The organism is Pedococcus sp. P2_E2 (assembly GCF_056403955.1).
Window position 1 is genome coordinate 204,795 of sequence record NZ_JBFUEM010000006.1, and the last position, 21,608, is coordinate 226,402.

At 69.6% G+C, this 21,608-nt stretch carries 22 protein-coding genes and 2 tRNA genes; 12 read left to right on the plus strand and 12 right to left on the minus strand.

From position 1 onward, the window contains the following. Positions 1-1,437, minus strand: coding sequence for a MocR-like pyridoxine biosynthesis transcription factor PdxR (gene pdxR, locus AC1DWR_RS14185; protein ID WP_477624684.1), 1,437 nt, complete (start codon positions 1,435-1,437; stop codon positions 1-3). Positions 1,438-1,517: 80 nt separating this feature from the next. Between pdxR and AC1DWR_RS14190 the strand changes: the two genes are divergently transcribed. From AC1DWR_RS14190 to AC1DWR_RS14200, 3 genes are read left to right on the plus strand one after another with little or no spacing between them, the layout of a single operon-like run. After that, entirely contained in the window at positions 1,518-2,924 is a 1,407-nt protein-coding gene (locus AC1DWR_RS14190; protein WP_477612583.1) for an APC family permease, read from the plus strand. Continuing rightward, on the plus strand, positions 2,842-3,525 hold the full coding sequence (locus AC1DWR_RS14195) for a YdeI/OmpD-associated family protein (protein ID WP_477612584.1): 684 nt from the start codon (positions 2,842-2,844) through the stop codon (positions 3,523-3,525). Before AC1DWR_RS14190 ends, AC1DWR_RS14195 begins: the two co-directional genes overlap by 83 nt. 9 nt (positions 3,526-3,534) lie before the next feature. After that, on the plus strand, positions 3,535-4,764 hold the full coding sequence (locus AC1DWR_RS14200; RefSeq protein WP_477612585.1) for a deoxyguanosinetriphosphate triphosphohydrolase: 1,230 nt from the start codon (positions 3,535-3,537) through the stop codon (positions 4,762-4,764). Positions 4,765-4,804: 40 nt separating this feature from the next. On the opposite strand, the gene AC1DWR_RS14205 is transcribed toward AC1DWR_RS14200, so the two are convergent. Genes AC1DWR_RS14205 through AC1DWR_RS14215 form a run of 3 tightly spaced genes read right to left on the minus strand, consistent with a single transcriptional unit; the run spans position 4,805 to position 8,477 of the window. Further along, on the minus strand, positions 4,805-5,842 hold the full coding sequence (locus AC1DWR_RS14205) for an ABC transporter ATP-binding protein (RefSeq protein WP_477612586.1): 1,038 nt from the start codon (positions 5,840-5,842) through the stop codon (positions 4,805-4,807). Continuing rightward, positions 5,839-7,404, minus strand: a complete 1,566-nt coding sequence (locus AC1DWR_RS14210) for an ABC transporter permease (protein ID WP_477612587.1) — start codon at positions 7,402-7,404, stop codon at positions 5,839-5,841. Before AC1DWR_RS14210 ends, AC1DWR_RS14205 begins: the two co-directional genes overlap by 4 nt. Positions 7,405-7,418: 14 nt before the next feature. Then, positions 7,419-8,477 (minus strand): extracellular solute-binding protein, encoded by a 1,059-nt coding sequence (locus tag AC1DWR_RS14215; RefSeq protein ID WP_477612588.1) that lies wholly within the window; start codon positions 8,475-8,477, stop codon positions 7,419-7,421. A gap of 199 nt (positions 8,478-8,676) precedes the next feature. Between AC1DWR_RS14215 and dnaG the strand changes: the two genes are divergently transcribed. The 3 genes from dnaG (at position 8,677) to AC1DWR_RS14230 (ending at position 11,297) form a co-directional block, all read left to right on the plus strand. Next, entirely contained in the window at positions 8,677-10,623 is a 1,947-nt protein-coding gene (gene dnaG, locus AC1DWR_RS14220; protein WP_477612589.1) for a DNA primase, read from the plus strand. Further along, entirely contained in the window at positions 10,623-11,138 is a 516-nt protein-coding gene (locus AC1DWR_RS14225; RefSeq protein ID WP_477612590.1) for a hypothetical protein, read from the plus strand. Before dnaG ends, AC1DWR_RS14225 begins: the two co-directional genes overlap by 1 nt. 86 nt (positions 11,139-11,224) lie before the next feature. Next, positions 11,225-11,297, plus strand: a tRNA-Asn gene (locus tag AC1DWR_RS14230). Between the two features lie 79 nt (positions 11,298-11,376). On the opposite strand, the gene AC1DWR_RS14235 is transcribed toward AC1DWR_RS14230, so the two are convergent. The 4 genes from AC1DWR_RS14235 to AC1DWR_RS14250 all read right to left on the minus strand — a co-directional run bounded on the left by AC1DWR_RS14235 (position 11,377) and on the right by AC1DWR_RS14250 (position 14,707). Beyond that, positions 11,377-12,258: an amino acid ABC transporter permease gene (locus AC1DWR_RS14235; protein WP_477612591.1), complete on the minus strand. Its 882-nt coding sequence runs from the start codon at positions 12,256-12,258 to the stop codon at positions 11,377-11,379. Further along, positions 12,255-12,920, minus strand: a complete 666-nt coding sequence (locus tag AC1DWR_RS14240; protein ID WP_477612592.1) for an amino acid ABC transporter permease — start codon at positions 12,918-12,920, stop codon at positions 12,255-12,257. Before AC1DWR_RS14240 ends, AC1DWR_RS14235 begins: the two co-directional genes overlap by 4 nt. A gap of 99 nt (positions 12,921-13,019) precedes the next feature. Continuing rightward, entirely contained in the window at positions 13,020-13,862 is an 843-nt protein-coding gene (locus tag AC1DWR_RS14245; protein WP_477612593.1) for a glutamate ABC transporter substrate-binding protein, read from the minus strand. 104 nt (positions 13,863-13,966) lie between these two features. Beyond that, on the minus strand, positions 13,967-14,707 hold the full coding sequence (locus AC1DWR_RS14250; protein ID WP_477612594.1) for an amino acid ABC transporter ATP-binding protein: 741 nt from the start codon (positions 14,705-14,707) through the stop codon (positions 13,967-13,969). Positions 14,708-15,037: 330 nt separating this feature from the next. Here AC1DWR_RS14250 and AC1DWR_RS14255 point away from each other — a divergent pair, with 330 nt between their 5' ends. The 3 genes from AC1DWR_RS14255 (at position 15,038) to AC1DWR_RS14265 (ending at position 17,157) form a co-directional block, all read left to right on the plus strand. After that, positions 15,038-15,160: a hypothetical protein gene (locus tag AC1DWR_RS14255; RefSeq protein ID WP_477612595.1), complete on the plus strand. Its 123-nt coding sequence runs from the start codon at positions 15,038-15,040 to the stop codon at positions 15,158-15,160. A 429-nt stretch (positions 15,161-15,589) separates the two neighbouring features. Continuing rightward, positions 15,590-16,036, plus strand: a complete 447-nt coding sequence (locus AC1DWR_RS14260; protein WP_477612596.1) for an acyltransferase — start codon at positions 15,590-15,592, stop codon at positions 16,034-16,036. Continuing rightward, complete coding sequence (locus AC1DWR_RS14265; protein ID WP_477612597.1) at positions 16,033-17,157, plus strand: hypothetical protein; 1,125 nt, start codon at positions 16,033-16,035, stop codon at positions 17,155-17,157. The genes AC1DWR_RS14260 and AC1DWR_RS14265 overlap by 4 nt, the downstream gene beginning before the upstream one ends. Here the strand turns inward: AC1DWR_RS14265 and AC1DWR_RS14270 are convergent. The 3 genes from AC1DWR_RS14270 to AC1DWR_RS14280 all read right to left on the minus strand — a co-directional run bounded on the left by AC1DWR_RS14270 (position 17,076) and on the right by AC1DWR_RS14280 (position 18,159). Continuing rightward, a complete protein-coding gene (locus AC1DWR_RS14270; protein ID WP_477612598.1) occupies positions 17,076-17,513 on the minus strand; it encodes a GtrA family protein in 438 nt (145 codons plus the stop codon). The two genes, AC1DWR_RS14265 and AC1DWR_RS14270, sit on opposite strands and share 82 nt — an antisense overlap. After that, entirely contained in the window at positions 17,462-17,905 is a 444-nt protein-coding gene (locus AC1DWR_RS14275) for a helix-turn-helix domain-containing protein (protein ID WP_477612599.1), read from the minus strand. Before AC1DWR_RS14275 ends, AC1DWR_RS14270 begins: the two co-directional genes overlap by 52 nt. Before the next feature lie 177 nt (positions 17,906-18,082). Further along, positions 18,083-18,159, minus strand: a tRNA-Ile gene (locus AC1DWR_RS14280). A 132-nt stretch (positions 18,160-18,291) separates the two neighbouring features. On the opposite strand from AC1DWR_RS14280, the gene AC1DWR_RS14285 reads away from it, so the two are divergent. The 3 genes from AC1DWR_RS14285 to AC1DWR_RS14295 all read left to right on the plus strand — a co-directional run bounded on the left by AC1DWR_RS14285 (position 18,292) and on the right by AC1DWR_RS14295 (position 20,181). Next, positions 18,292-18,747 (plus strand): hypothetical protein, encoded by a 456-nt coding sequence (locus AC1DWR_RS14285; RefSeq protein ID WP_477612600.1) that lies wholly within the window; start codon positions 18,292-18,294, stop codon positions 18,745-18,747. 203 nt (positions 18,748-18,950) lie between these two features. After that, on the plus strand, positions 18,951-19,466 hold the full coding sequence (locus AC1DWR_RS14290; protein WP_477612601.1) for a DUF3145 domain-containing protein: 516 nt from the start codon (positions 18,951-18,953) through the stop codon (positions 19,464-19,466). A 94-nt stretch (positions 19,467-19,560) separates the two neighbouring features. Beyond that, positions 19,561-20,181 (plus strand): hypothetical protein, encoded by a 621-nt coding sequence (locus tag AC1DWR_RS14295; protein ID WP_477612602.1) that lies wholly within the window; start codon positions 19,561-19,563, stop codon positions 20,179-20,181. Between the two features lie 122 nt (positions 20,182-20,303). On the opposite strand, the gene fabF is transcribed toward AC1DWR_RS14295, so the two are convergent. Then, the gene (gene fabF, locus AC1DWR_RS14300; protein ID WP_477612603.1) at positions 20,304-21,548 is read right to left on the minus strand and encodes a beta-ketoacyl-ACP synthase II; all 1,245 of its coding nucleotides are present in this window, start codon (positions 21,546-21,548) and stop codon (positions 20,304-20,306) included. Between the last annotated feature and the right edge of the window lie 60 nt (positions 21,549-21,608).

Here is a 21,608-nt window from a genome sequence, read left to right on the forward strand (position 1 = left end):
CTACAGCGGGAGGACGGTCGCGAGACGGCGGATGGCTTCCGGGACCTGCTCGACCGTGACTCGACGGAACCCCATCGCGAGGCCCGGCCTCGGCGGGGTGTCGAGGAACCGTACGGACACCGGCTCGAGCGACACACCGGCCTCCCACGCGGCCGATGCCACCGCCACGTCGTCCACGGTCCGGTCGACGAAGTAGGCGCACAGGTGCAGCCCAGCTGCCGACGGGAGCAGCTCGAGGACACCCGCCGGAAGGCTCTGCAGACCGTTCACGAGGGCGGCGCGGCGCTCGGTGTAGATCCGGGTGACCCGGCGGACGTGCGCGGCGAGCAGACCTTCGGCCATGAACCGCGCGAGGGCGCCCTGGGTGACGGCATCTCCCTGCCAGTCCGTCAGCAGCTTGGCCTGTCGCAGGGTGTGCTGGAGGGACTGGGGTGCGATGAGGTAGCCCACCCGCAGCGACGGCATCAGGGTCTTGGAGAACGACCCGACATAGACGACACGCCCGTCCCGGTCGAGGCTCTGCAGTGGCGCGAGCGGCCTGTCCTCGAACCTGAACTCGGAGTCGTAGTCGTCCTCGACGATCACCGCGTTCCGTCGAGAGGCCCACTCCAACAACGCGATCCGCCGCCGCAGTGACATCACCGCCCCGGTCGGGAACTGGTGGGACGGGGTGACGTAGACCATCCGGGCCGTGCGCGGGAGCTCGTCGACGACGAGACCCTCGGCATCCACGCGCACCCCCTGGACCCGGGCGCCGTGCGAGACGAACAGCCGCGTCGCGGCGGTGTACCCCGGGTCCTCGACGACGACGACGTCACCGGGGTCGAGCACTGACCGCGCGACGACGTCCAGCCCCTGTTGGGCGCCGTTGGTGAGCAGCACGTCCTCCGGGCCGGCGACGACGGAACGGGACAGGCCGGCATACCGTGCGATCTCCCGCCGCAGTGCGGCGTCCCCTTGGCCCTCGTACGCAGAGGCGGCCAGCAGGGAAGGACGGAGGGTGGCCGAGACGAGCCGCCGCCAGACCGCGAGGGGGAACAACGAGGTGTCGGGACCGCCGACGGACAGGTCGAACTCGGCCGCCGGCGAGTCGAGCACCGGGGGAGGCAGGGTCGACCAGACGGCGCGTGGACACACGTCGCCCACCGGTGCGCTACGGGTGCGGTGCGGTCGGGCCTCCCTGCTCACGAAGGTGCCCGAGCCCACTCGTGTCGCCAGGAAGCCCTCGGCGGTGAGGCGGTCGTAGACCGTGGTGACCGTGCCGCGCGACAGGCCCAGCTCGGCAGCGAGCTCGCGAGTGGGCGGCACCCTCGAACCCGCGACCAGCCGTCCGTCGACAATGGCCTCGAGCAGGTGCTGGTAGAGGGTCGAGGCCCGGTCGCCGACGACCACGCCGTCGAGCGACAGGCCCAGCTGCGGGCGCAGGTGCGGGTTCACTCCGCCAGCCTAGATTGGTCCAATCAGGATGGCCAGAACTGGCTCTTCGCACGGGTCCAATCGACCGGCACGCTGGAGGCATGGCCAAGACCAGCACGACCCCCGACGCCACCCCCGACTCCGCCGCGACCAAGGGCAGGGGCACCCGGCCGTTCGGGCTGTCCGTGCCACAGGGGGCGGCCCTGTCGATCGGCGCGGTGCTCGGCACGGGCGTCATCACGCTTCCGGCCCTCGCTGCGGGCATTGCCGGACCGGCCTCGCTCGTCGCCTGGGCGGCCCTGGTGCTGCTCAGCGTCCCGCTCGCGTCGACCTTCGCCGCGATGGGTGCGCGGTTCCCCGACAGCGGTGGGGTCTCGACCTATGTGCGGGGTGCCTTCGGGCCCAAGGCCTCCGCAGCCGTCGGCTGGTGCTTCTACTTCGCGGTGCCGGTCGGGGCGCCGCCGGCGTCGCTGATGGCAGGTGGCTACGTTTCCGATGCGGTGGGCGGTGGGCGCGCGGTGGCGGTCGCTGTCGCGGCTGGCCTCATCGTCGGCGTCGGGCTGATGAACGCCGCCGGGCTGCGCCTGTCGGGGCGCATCCAGCTGGGCCTCACCGCAGTCCTCGCCACGCTGATGGTGGTCACGATCGCCGCCGCCCTGCCGCATGCGCGAGTGGACCACCTCCAGCCCTTCGCCCCCCACGGCTGGGCCGCCGTGGGGTCGGCAGCTGCACTGCTGGTCTGGGGGTTCGCAGGCTGGGAGGCTGTTGCGTCCCTCGCCGGGGACTACCGGCGCCCGTCCCGCGACGTGCCCAGGGCCACCGCTGTTGCCGTGGTGGTCGTGGGCACTCTCTACCTCGCCCTCGCTGCCACCAGCCTGATGGTGCTCGGGCCTGCCACCGGTTCCAGCGAGGCGCCGCTGTCCGACCTCCTCGCGGCGGGCGTCGGTGGACGGGTGCGCGTCGTCACCGCCGTGGTGGCCGTCCTCCTCACGGTCGGTGCCATGAACGCGTACTACGCCGGCGGGTCCCGGCTGGGGGCCGCGCTGGCCCGCGATGGTGCGCTTCCCGCATACCTCGCCGTGGGCGCCGGCGCCGGTGAGGTGCCACGACGGAGCCTGGCCCTCATCGCGGGGCAGTCGGTGCTCTGGCTGACCGCCGGCGAGGTGCTGCACCTGGGCATGACGCCGTTGATGCTGCTGGCCACCGGCTGCTTCACGCTCGTGTACGTGCTCGGCACGGCAGCGGCGGTGCGCCTGCTCCCGCGGGGCACCAAGGTGTGGTGGACCGCACTGGCCGCACTGACGTCAGTGCTCGGGCTGCTGGTCATGAACGGCTGGCACGTGCTGTGGGCACTCGGCATCGCCGCGGCAGCGGTGGGGTACCAGACCTGGCGCGGGCGTCGGACCGTCGTGGCAGGCTTCGCCCATGACGAGGAAAGGCACGCCCAGCCAGATCGGCACACCGGGCGGGACACCGGAGAGGCCTGCGACGTTCTTCTCGGGGCCTGAGGAGTTCGCGGCCTGGCTGGCGGCCAACCACGACACCGCCACGGAGCTCTGGATGGGCCTGTACAAGAGGCACGTCCCAGACCGCGGGCTCACCTGGGAACAGGCCGTCATCGAGGCGCTGTGCTGGGGTTGGATCGACTCGGTCGCGCAGCGCGTCGACGAGGACACGACGCGGCAGCGCTGGACCCCGCGCAAGCGCACGAGCAACTGGAGCTCGATCAACATCGCCTCGGTCGAGCGGCTCAAGGCGGAGGGGCGGATGCAGCCGCCCGGGTTGGCCGCCTACGAGCGGCGCCGCGACGACCGCTCCAGCATCTACTCCTACGAGAACCGAGGCGACCTCGAGCTGCCGCCGGAGTATGCCGCGCAGCTGGCCGGCGACGCGGCCGCCAGCGCCTTCTGGGAGGTCGCCACGGAGACCTACCGGAAGCACGTCGTGTACTGGGTGCTGACGGCCAAGCAGGCGGCCACCCGCGACAAGCGGATGGTCCAGCTGGTGGAGGACTGCGCGGCCGGCCGGCTGATTCCGAGCCAGCGCTACGGCACCCAGCCGAAGTGGGTGGAGCGAGCCGCCGAGGCCGCGCGGGCCGCCCAGCCGTAGGCTCGCGGCGTGGCATACAGCTCGGTCGACCGTGAGCGCTGGGTGCGGGAGGACCCTGCCACCAAGCGGGCCGACCGCGACGACTTCGCCCGTGACCGGGCCCGGCTCGTTCACTCCGCGTCGCTGCGCAGGCTCTCGGCCAAGACCCAGGTGGTGCAGCCCGGCGACGACGACTTCGTCCGCAACCGGCTCACGCACAGTCTCGAGGTCGCCCAGATCGGCCGCGAGTTCGGCCAGGCGCTGGGGTGCAGTGCCGACGTCGTCGACTCGGCCTGCCTCGCCCACGACCTCGGCCACCCACCCTTCGGTCACAACGGCGAGCGCGCCCTGGATGACGTCGCCCGCGACATCGGGGGCTTCGAGGGCAACGCACAGACGCTGCGCCTGTTGACCCGTCTGGAGCCCAAGCGAGTCCATCCCGACGGCCGTCCTGCAGGTCTCAACCTCACCCGCGCCACCTTGGATGCGGCCACCAAGTACCCCTGGGTGCGTGGCGAGAGCACCACTCCCACAACGAAGTTCGGCGTCTATGCCGATGACGTGCCGGTGTTCGACTGGTTCCGCGATGGCAGGGCCCCTGGGGAGCGCTGCATCGAGGCCGACGTCATGGACTGGTCCGACGACGTCGCCTACTCGGTGCACGACGTGGAGGACGCGATCGCCTCGGGCCGCCTGGACGTGCGACGGCTGCGTGACACGACCGACGTGGACTCGGTGCTGGCCGTGGCCACCGGGCTCTACGCCGCCGACCTGGGCGTCGACGCCCTCGGTGCGGCGCTGGAACGCGTGCTGGCCAGCGGCGCCGTCCCCACGGCATACGACGGCTCGCGGGTGGACCGGGCGGCGCTCAAGGACATGACCTCACGGCTCATCGGGCGGTTCGTCCACGGGGTCGAGGTGGCCACGCGCGAGCGGCACGGCGACGGGCCCCTCACCCGGTATGCCGCCGACCTGGTGGTGCCCGACCAGACCCGTGCGGAGTGCGCCGTCCTGAAGGCCGTGGCCGCCCACTTCGTCATGAACGCCCTGGAGCGGGTCGACGTGCTCACGAGGCAGCGGGAGGTCGTGGCCGACCTCGTGGCGGCCTACCAGCAGGACCCGGTCTCGCGTCTGGACCCCGACCTGCTCGGTGACTGGAAGAACGCCGAGTCCGATGCTGCTGCGCTGCGCGTCGTCGTCGACCAGGTGGCCTCACTCACCGACGTGCGTGCGGAGTACCTGCACCGCGCCTGGAGCTGACCCGAGCCGTCCCCCCCCGGGATGGCGCCGCGACGACCCGTCAGGGTGCCTCGAAGGCCCGCGCCTCGCCGACCACCGAGAGCCCGACGATCGAACCGGTGTGGGGTACGTCCGAGCCGTTGACGCGGGCTGTTACCACCGTGTGGTCGGCCTGCAGCCGCAGCGCCACGAGGGCGTCGTGCCCGAAGTAGGTCGTCGACAGGACCTCGGCGCAGGGGATGCCGGGCGCCATGTCGCGCAGCACGATCTGCTCGGGACGGATGAGCACGTCGACCGTGCCCGCGGGAGCCGGCTGGTGGACAGCGAGCCGCCCGAGCGCGGTGCTGACATCTGTGCCGTCCGCGCTACCGCGAAGGAACACCGCGTCTCCGAGGAAGGCGGCCGCGTGTCGGTCCGCAGGGGTGCCGTAGACCTCAGCAGGTGTCCCGACCTGGGAGAACCGGCCGTCGTGCATGATCGCGACCTGGTCGGCGAAGGACAGCGCCTCGGCCTGGTCGTGGGTGACGAGCACGACCGTGACGTCCTCGTGGGCCAGCGCCTGCGCGACGGCCTCGCGGGTCGAGGACCGCAGCCCGGCATCGAGGGAGGAGAACGGCTCGTCGAGCAGCACGACCGTGGGGCGCCTGGCGAGGGCCCGCGCCAGCGCCACCCGCTGCTGCTGGCCACCCGAGAGCTGGTCGGGGCGGCGGGTCGCCAGGTCGGGGGAGAGACCCACGAGCTCGAGCAGCTCACCGACGCGCTCGCCCGCCCGCCGAGCGTGTCGGGGGAGTCCGTAGGAGACGTTGGCCCCGACGCTCAGGTGGGGGAACAGGTTGCCCTCCTGGGCGACGTAGCCGATGCCTCGCCTCTCCGGCGCCACCCACACGCCCGGGCCGGCCACCGTCCGGTCGCCGAGCTGAACCACTCCTTCGTCGGCAGGCTGGAACCCGGCCACCACGCGGAGCAGCGTCGTCTTGCCGCAGCCCGAGGCGCCGAGGATCGCTGACGTGGTGCCGGACGGCACGACGAGGTCGAGCCCGTGCAGGACGGGTCGTCCGTCGTAGGACGCGGCGACGCCCGAGATGCGCAGCGTGGTCACAGTGCGGGCTCCTCGTCGGGTCGGCGTAGCAGGAGGTAGGTCAGGGGGGCGGACACCAGCACGAGCGCAGCGGCGTAGGGCGCCGCACCCGCGTAGTCGATGCTCTCACTCGCGCTCCAGAACGCCGTCGCCAGTGTTTGCGTGCCGGTCGGGGCGAGCAGCAGCGTGGCGGTCAGCTCGGTCGACGTCGCGATGAACACCATGGCGAAGCCGGCCAGCGCCCCGGGCGCCGTGAGGGGCACCAGGACGCGCACGAAGGCCCGGAACGGTCCGTCACCCAGGGCCCGTGCGGCTTCCGTGAGCTCCTCGGGCGCGTGGGCCATGGCCGCCCGGATGCTCACCATGGCGCGGGGGATGAACAGGATGGCGTATGCCGCGACGAGGACGACGCTGGTCTGGTAGACCGGGCGGGCGTAGCGGACCGACAGGGTGACCAGTGCGAGGGCGATCACCACCCCGGGCAGGGACGAGGCCACGTAGGTGGCGCGCTCGACCAGGACGGACAGCCACGTGCGACGCCGGGCGATGAGCCAGGCCACGGGGAAGGCGGCGACCACCGTGACCACGCCCGCGAGGAGGGCCAGGCGCAGCGTGCCCCACAGGGTCGTCACGAGCTCTGCCGGGTCGAAGGCGCTCTCCGTGAGGCCCCCACTCCCGGCGCGGAACCAGTAGACGAGGCTCCCGAGCGGCACCCCGAGGGCCAGCACCGTCAGGGCGCCCATGCCCAGCAGGGCCGGAGCCGTCCACCTGCCGAGCCTCGCGGGGAGGGCTCGACGGGCGGCGCCGCGGCCAAGTCGCGCATGCCGCACCGTGCCGCGCAGCAACAGCTCGACCGTCAGCAGCCCGAGGCACAGGGCGATCAGCACCACGGCGAGCAGGCTGCCGGCACTGTTGCTGAAAGCCACCTGGAACTGTTCGAGGATCGCCGTCGTGAACGTGGGGAACCGCAGCATCGCGAGCACGCCGAACTCGGACAGCAGGTGGAGCGAGACGAGGAGCATGCCGCCGAGGGCGGCGGGCCGCAGCTGGGGCAGGACGGCGCGGAAGAAGGACCGCCAGGGACCCAGACCCAGCGACCGGGCAGAGTCCTCGAGGCTCTGGTCGAGCCCCCGCAACACCGCCGCCACGGGCAGGAAGACGAACGGGAAGTACGACAACGTCGTCACCAGCACGGCCCCACTCAGGCCCTGCAGCTCGGGACGCACCGTCACCCACGCATAGGAGTTCACGAACGCCGGCACGGCCAGTGGGCAGACCATCAGCACCCGCCAGAACCTCGCACCGGGCAGCGAGGTCCGCTCCACCAGCCAGGCGGCAGCGATGCCGATCGCTGTCGTCAGCGAGACCGTGAGCACCACCAGCGACCCGGTGTTGCGCAGCAGCTCACCGACCCGCGGCCGCCACAGGAGGTCCCAGGCCGGTCCCCAGCCGATGTCGAACGCCTTCACGGCCACGACCACGAGCGGCAGTACGCACACAGCCGCGACGAGCAGGCTGGCCGCGACGACCGCTGCGGGGGTGGGGTTCGAACGACCCCGTCGTGGTGTGTGCAGTGGACTCATCGGGAGTACGGCACCTAGAGGATGCCGGCGGTCGTCATCAGCTCGATGACCTTGGGGCCGTTGAGCTTGAACGGGTCCACGCGCGGCGCCTCGAGGGTGTCAAGGGGCTCCAAGGCCTTGTCGGAGGCCACTGCGTTGCCCACGGCATACTCCTTGGCGTCGCTCGTGGCGAGGATGCCCTGGCCCTCCTTGGACGTCACGAAGGCAAGGAACTTCTGCGCGTTCGCGGCCTGCTTGGTGGACTTGAGCACCGCGCCGCCGGAGATGCTGACGAACGCACCCGGGTCCTGGTGGCGGAAGTAGAGCAGCTTGGTGTTCTTGCTGCCGGCCTTGGTGAGCGCCTGGTCGCGGTACCAGTAGTAGTGGTACATGATCCCGACCGGCACCTGTCCGGCGTTGACGGCCTTCATGACGGCGATGTTGTTCTGGTAGATCTGCGCACCGTCCTTGAGGCCCTTGAGCCAGGCGGCGGTCTTGGCCTCGCCCTGGGTCTCGAGGATCGCCGAGACGATGGCCTGGAAGTCGGCACCCCCGGCGGCCGCGCCCCACTTGCCCTTCCACTTCGGGTCCTGCAGATCCATGATCGACGTCGGCAGCTCGGCCTCGGTGATCTTGCTGGGGTTGTAGACCAGCACCGTGGAGCGGGCGGCGATGCCGACCCACTCGTGCGTCGACGGCGCGTACTCGGCGCCGACCTGGCTGATGGTGGCGTCGTCGACCTTCGCGAGGAGCCCGGCGTTCTGCACCGTCGTCATGGCGGGGGAGTTCTCGGTGAGGAACACGTCGGCGGGGCTCTTGGCGCCCTCCTGGACGATCTGCGCCCCCATCGAGGAGTCCGACCCGTAGCGGATCTGCACCTTGACCCCGGTGTCTTCCTGGAACTTCTTCGCCCACGCCTGGGTGAGGTTCTCGTGCTGTGCGCTGTAGATCGTCAGCTTGTCCGGATCGAGGTTCTTGCCTGCCTCGAGGCTGCCGTCGCCGCCGCAGGCCGCCAGGGCCAGGGTGGCTGTGGTCGCCAGGGCGAGCAGGGCGGTCCGTCGACGGATCACGGTGGTGGTTCTCCTGAACAACATGGGGGACGAGAAGGCAAGGCTTACCTTACCTTTGACGTCGTGGACCGCCCAAGTCCGGGTATGCCGCGTGGCTGGCTGCCGTCTGGCTGCCGTTCTGGCCGGGGGCCATGGACCCGGCCACGCGGCATACCTGACCTGTGGAGGTGGGCCACGCGGGGCGGGCCGCACAGCCTAGACTCGGCCCCGACAAGGAGGGCCAGTGCCGGGTCGGATCAAGGCCGACGACGTCGCGCTCGTGAAGGAGCGCTCGTCGATCGAGGACGTCGTGCGCGAGCACGTGACCCTTCGACCTGCCGGACCGGGCTCGATGAAGGGGCTGTGCCCGTTCCACGACGAGAAGTCCCCGTCGTTCAACGTCCGTCCGACCGTGGGTGCCTGGCACTGTTTCGGCTGCGGCGAGGGCGGCGACGTCATCTCGTTCGTGCAGAAGGTCGAGCACCTGACCTTCACCGAGGCGATCGAGCGGCTCGCGCAGAAGCTCGGCATGGAGCTGCACTACGAGGAAGGCGGCAAGCCGGGCGGCGGGGAGTCCCTCGGACGGCGCTCGCGGCTGGTCGAGGCGCACCGCGTGGCGCAGGAGTTCTACCACCACGCGTTGCTCAACGCCCCCGAGGCCAGGGCCGGCCGCGACTTCCTGCGTGAGCGCGGGTTCGACAGCGAGGCCGCGAAACGGTTCGGCGTCGGGTTTGCCCCACGCGGCGGCGAGGACCTGTCGCGCCACCTGCGGTCCAAGGGTTTCACCGACGAGGAGCTCGTCCTGGGCGGGTTGTCCGGGCGCGGGAGTCGCGGGCTCTACGACCGGTTCCGAGGGCGGCTGGTCTGGCCGATCCGCGACATCACCGGTGACACGGTCGGGTTCGGCGCGCGGCGGCTCTATGACGACGACCGGATAGCGGCCAAGTACCTCAACACGTCCGAGACCCCGATCTACAAGAAGTCGACCGTGCTCTACGGTCTGGACCTTGCGAAGAAATCCATTGCAGGAGAACGCAAAGCGGTCATCGTCGAGGGCTACACCGACGTCATGGCCTGCCAGCTGGCCGGCATCGAGGGTGCCGTGGCGACGTGTGGCACGGCCTTCGGCGTCGACCACATCAAGATGCTGCGCCGCATCATGCGCGACGAGGTCGACCTCGCGCCGGCCCGGGTCGTGTTCACCTTCGACGGAGATGCGGCGGGGCAGAAGGCCGCGATGCGGTCGTTCGCCGAGGACCAGCGCTGGGCGTCCCAGTCGTTCGTCGCAGTGGCCGACGGGGGCATGGACCCCTGCGAGCTGCGGATCGCCAAGGGTGACGATGCCGTGCGCCACCTCATCGACGACGCGGTGCCGATGTTCGAGTTCGCGGTGCGCACGACGATCGACCGGTTCGACATGGTGACGGCCGAGGGGCGGGTGCAGGCCATGCGCGCGGCCGCGCCGATCGTCAACTCGATCCGCGACAGCTCGATGCGTCCCGAGTACATCCGTACGGTCGCGGGCTGGATCGGGGTCGAGGTCGAGCAGGTGCAGGCCGAGGTCTCCCGCGCCCAGCGGATGGCTGCACGGGACGCCAAGGAGGCTGCTGACGCGCCCGCCGGCCGCGAGCGACGTCCCGACGCCGACACCGTGCCTGAGCCCTCGATCGAGGAGGCCCGGGCGGCCCTGCCGACGCCGGACCTGCGTGACCCGATCGTCTTCGCCGAGCGCCAGCTGCTCCAGACGCTGCTGCAGTACCCCGACAGCTTCACCACCGACGACGTCGACAAGGTGTCGGCCGACGCGTTCACCGCCCCGGCTCACCGAGCGGTCTTCGACGGGGTGCGCGGTGCGGGTGGGCCACAGCGCGGGCTCTCGGTGCAGGCGTGGGCCAACCGGGTCATCGAGGCCGCGCCCCTGGCGGTTCACGGCCTCGTCGCCGAGCTCGCCGTGGCGCCCTTGCCCACCCGCATGGACAGGGCGACCGGCCTGCCCGAGCGTCGCTACATCGACGCCCTCCTCACCCGCGTCCAGGAGGTCTCGCTGACCCGCCGGATCGCCGACGCGATGTCGGCGATGCGGCGCATGGCGACCGACTCGCACTCCGACCCCGCCGCCGCGCGCACGCTCAGCAGCGAGCTCCAGGACCTCCAGCGCGAGCTCGCGACGCTGCGCGACAGGGCCTCCTGATGGCGCTCTCGCTGAGACGCCCCGAAAAGCTGCCCGCCCCGGTCAGCGAGGCGGTCGGGCTGTCCGGGGGCGAACGCGTGCTCAGCTGGGGTCGGGAGGTGGCCACCGGCGCCATCGTGGTGGCCACCAACCGTGCCCTGTATGCCGTGGACGCAGCGGGCGCGCGCACGCTCGCCCGCCCGTGGCACGAGGTGGACGGGGGCACCTGGTCGCCCGAGCTCACCCAGCTGACCGTGACCTGGGTGGATGGTTTGAAGCCGTCGCAGTGGGTCCTCGGAGCCACCAGCCTTCTCCCTGAGACGCTGCGCGAGCGCGTCCAGGCGAGCGTCGTCCTGGCTCAGCGGATCGAGCTCGGCCCGCAGCGGTGGGCCAAGGCGGTCCTGCGTCAGGACCTGGCCACGGGCGACCTTGTCGAGCAGGTGGTGCTGGGCCGCGGGGTGCGCGCCGACGACGCCGAGATGACTGCCCGCACCGAGGCCGCGCTGGCCTACCTGCGCGAGCAAGTCGGACGCTGACAGCACGGGCCCGGCCGTTTTCAGAACTGCGCGCATCCTTTGCTATGGTTGCGCAGCGCCGAACGCGGGGGACCGCAGACGGACATTCCCCTGTAGCTCAATTGGCAGAGCAGCCGACTGTTAATCGGCAGGTTGTTGGTTCGAGTCCAACCGGGGGAGCCCGCCACACCACGAGGCCCCAGACCATCAGGTCCGGGGCCTTCGTCGTGCACTCTCGAGTCAGGGAGGTCGCGCGTGGTCAGGTGGCAGCGCCCTGGCCGGCGTCAGCCGGCGCGGGGACGGCTGTCGCCTCGTGGAGGGTCGTGCGGCCACGCTTGGACAGGCGCTTCTCGATGCGGCCCGCCACCACCGTCAGCGCGTAGTTGATGAGGATGAACAGCACCGCCGCCACGAGGTAGGCCTGCAGCACGTTGGCGAAGGCCGAACCCAGGGTCTTGGACCAGTTGAGCAGCTCGAGGTAGGTGATCGCGTAGCCCAGCGCCGAGTCCTTGAGGATCACGACGAACTGGCCGATCAGGGCGGGCAGCATGGCGGTGAGCGCCTGCGGTAGCTGGATCGACCGGAGGGTCTGCGACGCGGTCAGCCCGATCGACAGGCCCGCCTCCGACTGGCCTTTGGGCAGCGAGAAGACACCAGAACGAACCAGCTCGGCAATGACCGACCCGTTGTAGAGCGTGAGGCCCGTGACGACACCCGCCAGGGGAGCGGTCTCTGGCGGGAACAGCCCGCTCCGGGAGTAGAGCCCGTAGCTCGCGATCATCATGATCAGGACGGGGACAGCGCGGAAGAACTCGACGACGATGCTGCTGACCCAGCGGACGGGGGCGATCTGCGACAGCCGGCCGATCCCGAAGAGGAGCCCGAAGGCGCCGGCGAGCAGGATCGAGATGAAGGCCGCCTTGAAGGTGCCCCAGAGCCCCTTCAGCAGGTAGTCGCGCCACACCGAGCGGTCTGTCAGGAACGGCTTCCACTGGTCGGCCTCGAGCTGACCCGCGTCCTTGAGCTTGCGGACGACTAGGAAGGCGATCGCGATGACGAGGAGGACGCCGAACACCGAGAGGATGGCGTGGCGTCTGCGGGCCCGGGGACCCGGCGCGTCGAACAGGACGTTGGCGCTCATCGCTTCACCGCCAGCCGACGGGACATCGTCGTGAAGAGCAGGCCGAGGGGGAGGGTCAGGATGACGAACCCGATGGCGAAGATGAGGAACACGATGAGGCCACCGGTCTCGTTCTCGATGATGACCGCCATCAGGTTGGCCGCCTCGGCGACCCCGACGACAGCGGCCACGGTGGTGTTCTTGATGAGGGCGATGAGGGTGGACCCCAAAGGAGCGATCGATCCGCGGAAGGCCTGTGGCAGCAACACTTCTCGCATGCTCTGGCCAAAGGTCAGGCCGATGGCGCGGGCAGCCTCGGCCTGACCTGCGGGGATGGTGTTGACGCCCGACCGCAGCGCTTCGCACACGAAGGACGCGTGGTAGATCGAGAGCATCACGATGGCCCAACGACTCGCGTTGCCGGTGATCGACGACGGGTCGAGGTTGAGCCCCAGGATGTAGGTCAGGCCCAGGACGCTGAGGACCACGAGCAGCGTCAGTGGTGTGTTGCGGAAGATGTTCACGTACCCCGTGCCAAGCAGTCGCAGGACGCGCACGGGAGACAACCGCATGATGCCGACGATGGTGCCGAGCACGAGTGACCCGATCGCCGAGAAGAAGGCGAGATAGACCGTCATGCCGAAGGCACCGAGAACGTCGTACTTGCTCAGGATGTCACCCATGCAGGAAACCTTCCGTTGCTGTGGGGGTGCAGTCCGAACGCTTCGGTATGCCGCCCGCTCGGGCGAGCGGGCGGCATACCGACAGCGGTGTGGAACCGGTCAGGAGCAGGCGTCCTGCTTGGGCGGGTTGGTGGCCGCGTCGACCTTGAACCCGGCCGGGCCGAGGTTCTTGTCGACGGCTGCCTGCCACGCGTTGGAGCTGATCATCTTGCCGATGGCCGTGTTGATCTTCTCGCAGGTGGCCTTGTCACCCTTCTTGAGGCCGATGCCGTAGCGCTCCTCGGAGAAGGTCTTGCCGACGACCTTGAGCTTGCCCTTGTACTGCGCCTGCGAGGCGTAGCCGGCCAGGATCGTGTTGTCGGTCGTGAGGGCGTCGACCCCCTTGGACACGAGGGCGGTGACGCACTCGGAATAGGTCCCGAACTCCTGGAGCTGGACGCCGGGGTACTTGTCCTTCACCTTCTGGGCGGACGTCGACCCGGTCACCGAGCAGAGCTTCTTGCCGGTGAGTGCTTCCGGTCCGGTGATGGTGGAGTCGTCGGCGCGGACGAGGAGGTCCTGACCGGCGATGAAGTACGGGCCGGCGAAGGAGATCTTCTCCTTGCGCGCGTCGGTGATCGAGTAGGTCGCGACCACCATGTCCACCTGGCCGGTGGAGATCAGCGTCTCGCGCTGGGCCGAAGGTGCCTGGACGAACTGGATGTCGGCCGCGTCGTGGCCGAGCTCCTTGGCGACGTAGGTCGCGACATCGACGTCGAGGCCGGTGTACTTCGAGCCCTCCTTGAGCCCGAGTCCGGGCTGGTCGAACTTGATGCCGACCTTGAACTTGCTGCCGCCACCACCGCCACCCGAGCCGGTGTCCTTGGCGCTGTCGCCGCAGGCGGTCAGGCCGAGCGCGAGGACCGATACGGCGGTCACTGCGCCAATCCGACGAATCTTCATTCCGTTTCCTCCTGATGTGTTGCCGCTGCGCTGGTGCGCCCCGGTGTGCAGTGCAGTGCGGGTCTGGATTGTCAGTGGGTCCTTGTTGTCAGTGGGTCAAATGGTCAGTGCGTCAGGATCTTCCCGAGGAAGTCCTTGGCGCGATCCGACTTGGGCGTGGTGAAGAAGCCCTCTGGGGTGTTCTCCTCGACGATCTGCCCGTCGGCCATGAAGACCACCCGGTTCGCTGCCTTGCGGGCGAAGCCCATCTCGTGGGTGACGACGACCATGGTCATCCCGTCCTTGGCCAGGGCCACCATGACGTCGAGGACCTCGGTGATCATCTCGGGATCCAGGGCCGAGGTGGGCTCGTCGAAGAGCATCACCTTGGGGTCCATGGCGAGCGACCGTGCGATGGCCACCCGCTGCTGCTGGCCGCCGGAGAGCTGGGCCGGGAACTTCTGCGCCTGGTGGGCGACGCCCACCCGCTCGAGCAGCTCCATCGCGCGCTTCTCGGCCTCCGCCTTCGGGACCTTGCGCGCCTTGATCGGCCCCAGCGTGACGTTGTCGAGGATCGTCTTGTGAGCGAAGAGGTTGAACGACTGGAACACCATCCCGACGTCGGCACGCAGCTTGGCCAGCTCCTTGCCCTCCTCGGGCAGGGGAACTCCGTCGATGGTGATCGAACCGGTCTCGAAGGTCTCGAGCCGGTTGATGGTGCGGCACAGCGTCGACTTGCCCGACCCCGAGGGGCCGATCACGACGACGACCTCGCCCTTGCCGATGGACAGGTTGATGTCCTGGAGGACGTGCAGCTCGCCGAAGTGCTTGTTGACGCCCTTGAGAACGACCAGTGGCTCCGTCATGTCCGGCAACCTACCGGTTTGTCGCGATCAACGGATCCCTCAGGCAGCCACCGTCATGCAATAGCAACCCGACGTGAACTGGCCCTCAGGCGGGAAATGCTGGCGGGTAGCCGCCGGTGGCGCGACGGTAGTCACGCAGCGTGATGCCGAGGAACGTTGCGGCACAAGCCACGAGGTGACGTAGCCACTTCGCCGGTGTGACGGACATCGAGGCCCAGCAGCCCAAGTCGGGCCGTTCGTCATGGGGTCCGCCTCATCCGTTCGGTGAGACCTCCCGTCGGCGCGCTCGATGTGGCGCGCAAAGGCGGAACGGGTTTGTAGCCTTTCCGCATGAGTGAGTCGAGTCCCCCCGTCAGCGACGCCAGGACACTGTCCGCCGAGGAGCGTGCCGACCTGGTGCGCTTGCTCCGCCACGGTGCCTGGCGTCCGTTCGGCGGCCCGCAGGGCGAGTAGGCCCGTTGCACGCGACCAGGACAACCGGGAGCGTCAAGGATCAGCCGAAACAACTGTCAAGCATCAGCCGAAGTCATTTCGACACTGGTGGGGCAGGTCGGGCTTGAACCGACGACCGACGGATTATGAGGGTGTCGTGACCTGCAGTTATGCGCTCTCGGCACGCGTTGCGGACGCCCGAGCGGCACCTACCGGGGCAGGCTGGTGCGCCGAACCATCCGTCCATTGTGCTCGATGACCCCGCCGACGCGGCCGTCCAGAGTTGCCATCCATCTGCGGCCAGCTGCTGGCACCAGGTCTCGAGGTCGCCTTCGGAGCCGTCGAGCGGGTAGTCGAAGAGCCGGTAGCGCCACATGCTGCTGAGGGTATGCGGCGATGGTGTCGCCCGAACTCCTGCGAACCGGTACATACCCATCTAGGTTGGCACCCATGTCTCTGAAAGCAGCCCTGCTCCACCGTGTCGCCGACTGGGTCCCCGACGACACCATGCGCTCCAAGGTCTACCGGGCATCCGGGCTCACGATGGGCACCGACGTGTTCATCGGCGAAGGGGTCCTCTTCGACAAGCTCTACCCCGCGAACGTCGTCATCGGTGACCGGGTCGCGATCGGCGCCAGGTGCATCATCACTGCGCACCAGACGACCGTCACCGCCCGCGACCTGTCCGTGCTGTACCCGGACAAGCAGTTCACCACGACCATCGAGCACGACTGCTGGCTGATGCCCGGCGTCACGATCACACCCGGCGTCACGATCGGGCACCACTCCGTCATCGCCACCGGGGTCGTGGTCCACAAGGACGTGCCGCCCTACTCGGTCGTCGTCGGCTCCGGGTTCCGGATCGCGAAGACCATGGACCCCAAGGACTTCGCGTGAACAGCCTCGCCTACCAGCAGTGGACCCCAGACCCGGCCGAGCGTGACCTGGTGAAGTCGCTCATCGTGACCTACGAGGGTGACGAGCGACGGTTCTGGGTTGAGGGCGGCCGCGTGCACGTCGCCTGCGACTGGTGGGCATACGAGCGGTGGGCACTGCTCGAGGAGGCGCTGCCGGCGCAGCAGCCGACCTACTCCAAGTCCTCGCTGATCCCCTACACCAAGATCCCCTTCGAGCTGCGGGTTCACCTAAACCGGGTGAGGATCGCGCTCCTGCGAGCGCGCGCCGAAGACGACGGCTTCCCAGCCGACCCTGTCGAGACCAGCGTCGACCTGTTCCGCCGCGACCTGTGGGCCGCCGCGGCCGAGCTCGCCGGCGCCACGGTCCACGAGGCCCCGCAGCGGCAGCTCGTGCTGACCCACGACCTCGACGAGGAGTACGGGTGGCCAGGGGTTGGCCAGATCCGCCAGGTCGAGCGTGACCTGGGGGTCGTGTCGGCCACCGGGGTCCTGTCGCAGCGCTACACCCTGCCCGAGTCGGCACTGCAGGGGCTCGTCGACGACGGGTGTGAGGTCTTCTCCCACGGCTACCTGCACGACGGAACGCTGGCCTTCCTCCCGGCTGACGAGCTGCGGCGGCGCCTCGGTCACTTCTTCGAGGCGTACCCGTCGATGCGTGGGGTCGTGCGGGGCTTCCGCGCCGGCCAGCTCGTCCGCAGCCAGCACATGTTCAAGCACGTGGGCGAGTTCTTCGACTACGACATGACGCCACCGACGACCGAGGTTGGCGGCGCCCACGGGTGGCGCACCGGATGCGCCACGACCGTGCCGTTCGTCGACGACCACGGGCTGCCACACCTGCCCCTGTCGATCGTCCAGGACTACTTCCTCCAGTTCATCGACCGGATGACGCCGGCGCAGATCACCGCGCTCTGGGTCGAGTCGACGCAGGCCGTCTGGGACGCTGGCGGTGTGGCCGTTCACCTGGTCCACCCGGACAACGTGCGTCGGCGCCCGCAGCTGCTGGCGGCATACCGGGACTACCTCGAGGTCGTGCTCGACCGTGGAGCCGAGGTGCGCCTTCCCGGGGACGTCATGACCAGCCTCGGCGTCAGAAGGTAGTTGCTGAAGAACAACGTGACGACGGCGATGATCTTCGCGACCCGGTAGTCGAGGCCTGTGCTGGTGAGGCCGAGGACGATCGCGAGGGTGGCTGCGATGTTCACGCAGCCGAGGAGTAGGTAGCGAACGACACGGCCTGTCTCGCCGGCGTTGTCGTCCTGGGGGAACACCCAGACGCGGGTGAGGGTGTAGTGGACGACGCCCCCGATGATGTACGCCGCCGCGGTGGCTGCCCCGAGCGGTATGCCAGCCGTCTTGAGGAGGATGAGGATGCCGAAGTCGACGGCGAAGCCGGCGCAGCCTGTCAGGCCGAAGCGGATGAGTCGAGGACCGTGCTGGGCGATGGTGCGACGCACAGGCTGAGTGTGCCAGCCTCGGCAGTCCGGGCATGACGAAACCGCTCCTCCCACCCGAAGGTGAGAGGAGCCGGTTTTGTCCCGCGTCGGCGTCGTGCGCCCGGGTCGATCAGATCGGCGCGGTGCAGCGCCTGGTACACCCCGGACTCGCTGGGGACCGCGACGATTCCGGCCCGGGCCAGCTCGTACACGATCCGCCGCGGGCCCCACTGAGGGTGGGCACGCCGCATCTCAAGCAGCAGCACTTCCACCGCCGGGTCTATCTGATGCGAACAGCTTCCAGGCCGGTGGGAGCGGTCGGCCAGCTCCTCCAAACCGCCCAACTCGTACTTGGCCAACCACTCGTGAAGGGTTTGCCACGAGACCGACCAGGCGGCCCCGACCTCCTTCACCGGGCGGCCGTCACTGATGACGCCAGAACAGCCTGTACCGCTGCTCAGCCACGCTCATCTCCCTCATCAAGGGAGTGTCAAGGATCAGCCGAAGTAGGTGTCAACCATCAACCGAAACACTGTCAGGCATCAACCGAAGCCACAACGGTCAAGCATCAGCCGAAGTCATTTCGACACTGGTGGGGCAGGTCGGGCTTGAACCGACGACCGACGGATTATGAGTCCGCTGCTCTGACCGACTGAGCTACTGCCCCGGCACCAGCTCGGCGTTCACCGGCTGGGCGCCGTGAGCCTACCGCCCGGCGCACAGGCAACCCACGGTCTGGGGAGGTCCCTGTCACAGAGCGCGGTTGCACGGTGGAGCTCCACCACCGAAGGAGCACCTCATGAAGATCCGAATCGTCCCCGTGGCCGCCGGTCTCGCTGCCGCCGCCGGCATCGCCCTCACCGGAGCGTCCCTGGCCAGTGCCGACGCGACCTCACCGACGTCGACCGTTGCCGCCTACGGCCAGGTAGCGCCAGGGGAGGCGCCCCAGGGCAACGGCAACACCGACCCCAGCAAGCCGATGCGCTCCGACGAGACGTTGCTCACCGGCGACGTGGCGGCCAAGGTCACGGCCGCGGCCAAGGCCAAGGAGCCCACCGCAACGATCGAGCGCGTCGAGACCGACTCCGACGGGGTCTACGAGGCACACATGGTCCGCACCGACGGCACCCACATCATCGTGCAGATCGACAAGAGCTACGCGGTGACCAACGTCCAGGTCGGCGGCGCCGGGGGACCGGGTGGCGGTGGAACGGCGCCGACCGCACAGTCCGCGGAGTCCAGCTCGACCACCTGAGTGGGAACGCCCCTGGTCACTCCAACCAGGGACCAACCACCAGAGGTGGCCGGGGACACTGAGGTTGGTGTGGGTGCTGGTGCCTGAGTGCTTCGTGGTGCACAATGGGCGAGCACAGCCAACTGAAGAAGCGACAAGCAGCCAGGCCAGCAGGTGACGAGGTTCGTGGGGAAGACGTCCCTCGCACACCAAAGGAGGCCCGGATGTCTGTCGCGATGCCGCGTGTCATGACTCGCGGGGTGGTGTTCATTCACTCCACCCCCAAAGCGCTGTGCCCGCACATCACCTGGGCTCTGGAGGCCGCGCTCGACGGCCGGGTGGCCATCGACTGGACGCCCCAACCTGCCGGTGCCGCACTCGTCCGCGCGGAGCTCGCGTGGGCAGGGGTGCAAGGCACCGGCGCCAAGCTCGCCTCGACCCTGCGTGGCTGGGACAACCTGCGCTACGAGGTGACCGAAGAGCCCAGCGCCGGGTCGGACGGCTCACGCTGGTCCCACACCCCCGCCCTCGGGATCCACCACACGTGGACCTCGGCCTCCGGCGACGCGGTGATCAACGAGGACCGGCTGCGCGAGGTCCTGCGGCTGTCCCAGGGCTCCCCCGAGGCGATGGCCGAGATGGTGGAGGAGCTGCTCGGCACCGACTGGGACGCCGAGCTCGAGCCGTTCCGGTATGCCGGGGACGGGGCTCCGGTGCGCTGGTTGCACAAGGTGGGCTGAGCTCGTCCGACGGGCCGCGCTGACCTGCACGTTTCGAGGATTCGTTCCCACCTTCGGTAACCTGTCGCGCTGACCGACGACTCTGGAGGAACGTGTGACCCGCCCCAACCTGCTCCTGGGGGCGCTGGCCGCAGTCTGTGGGGGGACGCTGCTGTGGTGCGCCCAGCTCATCCTGGCCGCCGACCTACCCCGCGGGGCGCACATCGCATCGTGGGGCCTGTGGGTGGTGGCAGCGGTGGCTGTCCTGACGCTCATCGCCTATGTTCGCGAGTTCCTGCGACACCGGCAGCAGGCCGGGCGTGAGGCCAGCTGGAAGCCCCTGCCGTCGTTGGTGCTGCTCTGGATCGGCGGGCTCACGGCCCTGCTGTCCTTCGCCTTCATCCTGCCCCACAAGGACTCGTCGGATGGCGCCTCAGCACCGGCCAAGGCGGGCACCTCCTTGTCCGCCCAGACCATGACGCCACCCTCGTCGACCCCTACCGCGGCATCGGACGTGACTCGGCCGGTGACGTCCTCGACCTCGTCGCGGTCCAAGTCGTCCCGGACCGTCCCGCCTGCCCCCGCCGCGACGACGGCGCAGCGCAGCTCCACGGGTGTCGCGCCGGCTCCGCGGTCCACGACCACGACCCCGACACCGTCCTCCACCACGTCACCCCTGATCGACATCCACATCTTCCCGACACAGTCCCAGCGGACGAAGCCGCCGCGTCACTAGCTGGCGGTCGGCGAGGGGACACGCCTCGCCGTGCGGCCTGAGACGACAGGCGCCCGCCCCGGATGGGGGCGGGCGCCAGTTGTTGGCTCGCGGCCGTGTGATCGCCTCGGCTGGAGCAGTGCCTAGACGCTGGTGAAGACCACCGCGACGTTGTGGCCACCGAAGCCGAACGAGTTGTTGAGCGCGGCGATGTCGCCGTCCGGCAGCGTGCGCGCCTCGCCGTGCACGACGTCGAGCTTGATCGCTGGATCGAAGTCGTCCAGGTTGATCGTCGCGGGTGCGAGCCGGTGGTGCAGGGCCAGGATCGTGAGGACGCCCTCGAGGGCCCCGGCAGCACCCAGAAGGTGACCGGTCATCGACTTGGTGGCGCTGACCGGCATACCGTCGGCGTCGTCACCGAAGGCGCGCCGGATGGCGTTGGACTCCGCCACGTCACCCACCGGGGTCGAGGTGGCGTGGGCGTTGACGTGGACGATGTCCTTGGGGGACAAGCCGGCCCGCTGGACGGCCTCGACCATGGCACGCGAAGCGCCGGCGCCCTCGGGCTCCGGGGCGGCGATGTGGTGGGAGTCGGCGGACATGCCCACGCCACCGATCTCGGCATAGATCTTGGCGCCACGAGCCTTGGCCGCTTCGTACTCCTCGAGCACGATCACGGCCGCGCCCTCGCCGAGGACGAAGCCGTCACGGCCGGTGTCGTAGGGGCGTGAGGCGCGCTCGGGGTCGTCGTTGCGGGTCGAGAGCGCCTGCATGGCGGCGAAGCCGGCGATCGGGAGCGCGTGGACAGCGCCCTCGGTGCCACCGGCGACGGCGATGTCGGCACGGCCGTTGCGGATCATCTCGTAGGCATACCCCATCGCCTCGAGCCCGGAGGCGCAGGCGGAGACGGGCGTGTGGGCGCCGGCTCGCGCGCCGATCTCCAGTGAGACGGCTGCCGACGAGGCGTTGGGCATGAGCATGGGCACGGCCAGGGGGAAGACCCGGCGTGGTCCCTTCTCCCGCAGGTTGTCCCACTGGTCGAGGAGCGTCCAGACGCCGCCGATCCCCGTGCCGATGCACGCGGCGAGACGTTCGGGGTCGACCTCCGGGGAGCCGGCGTCCGCCCAGGCCTCGCGGGAGGCGATGAGGGCGTACTGGGCGCTGGGGTCGAGCCGGCGCACCTCGACCTTGGTCAGCACGTCCAGTGGCTGGGTGTGGATCGTGGCGGCGAACTTCACCGGGAGCTCGTACTTCTCGACCCAGTCGAAGGGCATGGTCTTCGCGCCTGACCGTCCGGCCAGGATGGCGTCCCACGTGTCGGGGACGTTGCCGCCCACCGGGGTGGTGGCTCCGAGGCCTGTGACGACGACGCGTCGTTCGGCGGTCATGGCTGGGTCTGCTCCTTCGTCGAGGTGGTGCGGTGGCGGGGCGCCGGTTGCGGGGTGGCG

What these genes read in the sequence shown, in the direction of transcription:
- AC1DWR_RS14190 (WP_477612583.1), top strand. Translation starts at nt 1,518, where the DNA reads ATGGCCAAGACCAGCACGACCCCCGACGCCACCCCCGACTCCGCCGCG.
- AC1DWR_RS14285 (WP_477612600.1), top strand. Translation starts at nt 18,292, where the DNA reads ATGAAGATCCGAATCGTCCCCGTGGCCGCCGGTCTCGCTGCCGCCGCC.
- AC1DWR_RS14250 (WP_477612594.1), bottom strand. Translation starts at nt 14,707, where the DNA reads ATGACGGAGCCACTGGTCGTTCTCAAGGGCGTCAACAAGCACTTCGGC.
- fabF (WP_477612603.1), bottom strand. Translation starts at nt 21,548, where the DNA reads ATGACCGCCGAACGACGCGTCGTCGTCACAGGCCTCGGAGCCACCACC.
- AC1DWR_RS14245 (WP_477612593.1), bottom strand. Translation starts at nt 13,862, where the DNA reads ATGAAGATTCGTCGGATTGGCGCAGTGACCGCCGTATCGGTCCTCGCG.
- AC1DWR_RS14215 (WP_477612588.1), bottom strand. Translation starts at nt 8,477, where the DNA reads ATGTTGTTCAGGAGAACCACCACCGTGATCCGTCGACGGACCGCCCTG.
- AC1DWR_RS14290 (WP_477612601.1), top strand. Translation starts at nt 18,951, where the DNA reads ATGTCTGTCGCGATGCCGCGTGTCATGACTCGCGGGGTGGTGTTCATT.
- AC1DWR_RS14225 (WP_477612590.1), top strand. Translation starts at nt 10,623, where the DNA reads ATGGCGCTCTCGCTGAGACGCCCCGAAAAGCTGCCCGCCCCGGTCAGC.
- AC1DWR_RS14240 (WP_477612592.1), bottom strand. Translation starts at nt 12,920, where the DNA reads ATGGGTGACATCCTGAGCAAGTACGACGTTCTCGGTGCCTTCGGCATG.
- AC1DWR_RS14235 (WP_477612591.1), bottom strand. Translation starts at nt 12,258, where the DNA reads ATGAGCGCCAACGTCCTGTTCGACGCGCCGGGTCCCCGGGCCCGCAGA.
- AC1DWR_RS14210 (WP_477612587.1), bottom strand. Translation starts at nt 7,404, where the DNA reads ATGAGTCCACTGCACACACCACGACGGGGTCGTTCGAACCCCACCCCC.
- AC1DWR_RS14255 (WP_477612595.1), top strand. Translation starts at nt 15,038, where the DNA reads ATGAGTGAGTCGAGTCCCCCCGTCAGCGACGCCAGGACACTGTCCGCC.
- AC1DWR_RS14260 (WP_477612596.1), top strand. Translation starts at nt 15,590, where the DNA reads ATGTCTCTGAAAGCAGCCCTGCTCCACCGTGTCGCCGACTGGGTCCCC.
- AC1DWR_RS14195 (WP_477612584.1), top strand. Translation starts at nt 2,842, where the DNA reads ATGACGAGGAAAGGCACGCCCAGCCAGATCGGCACACCGGGCGGGACA.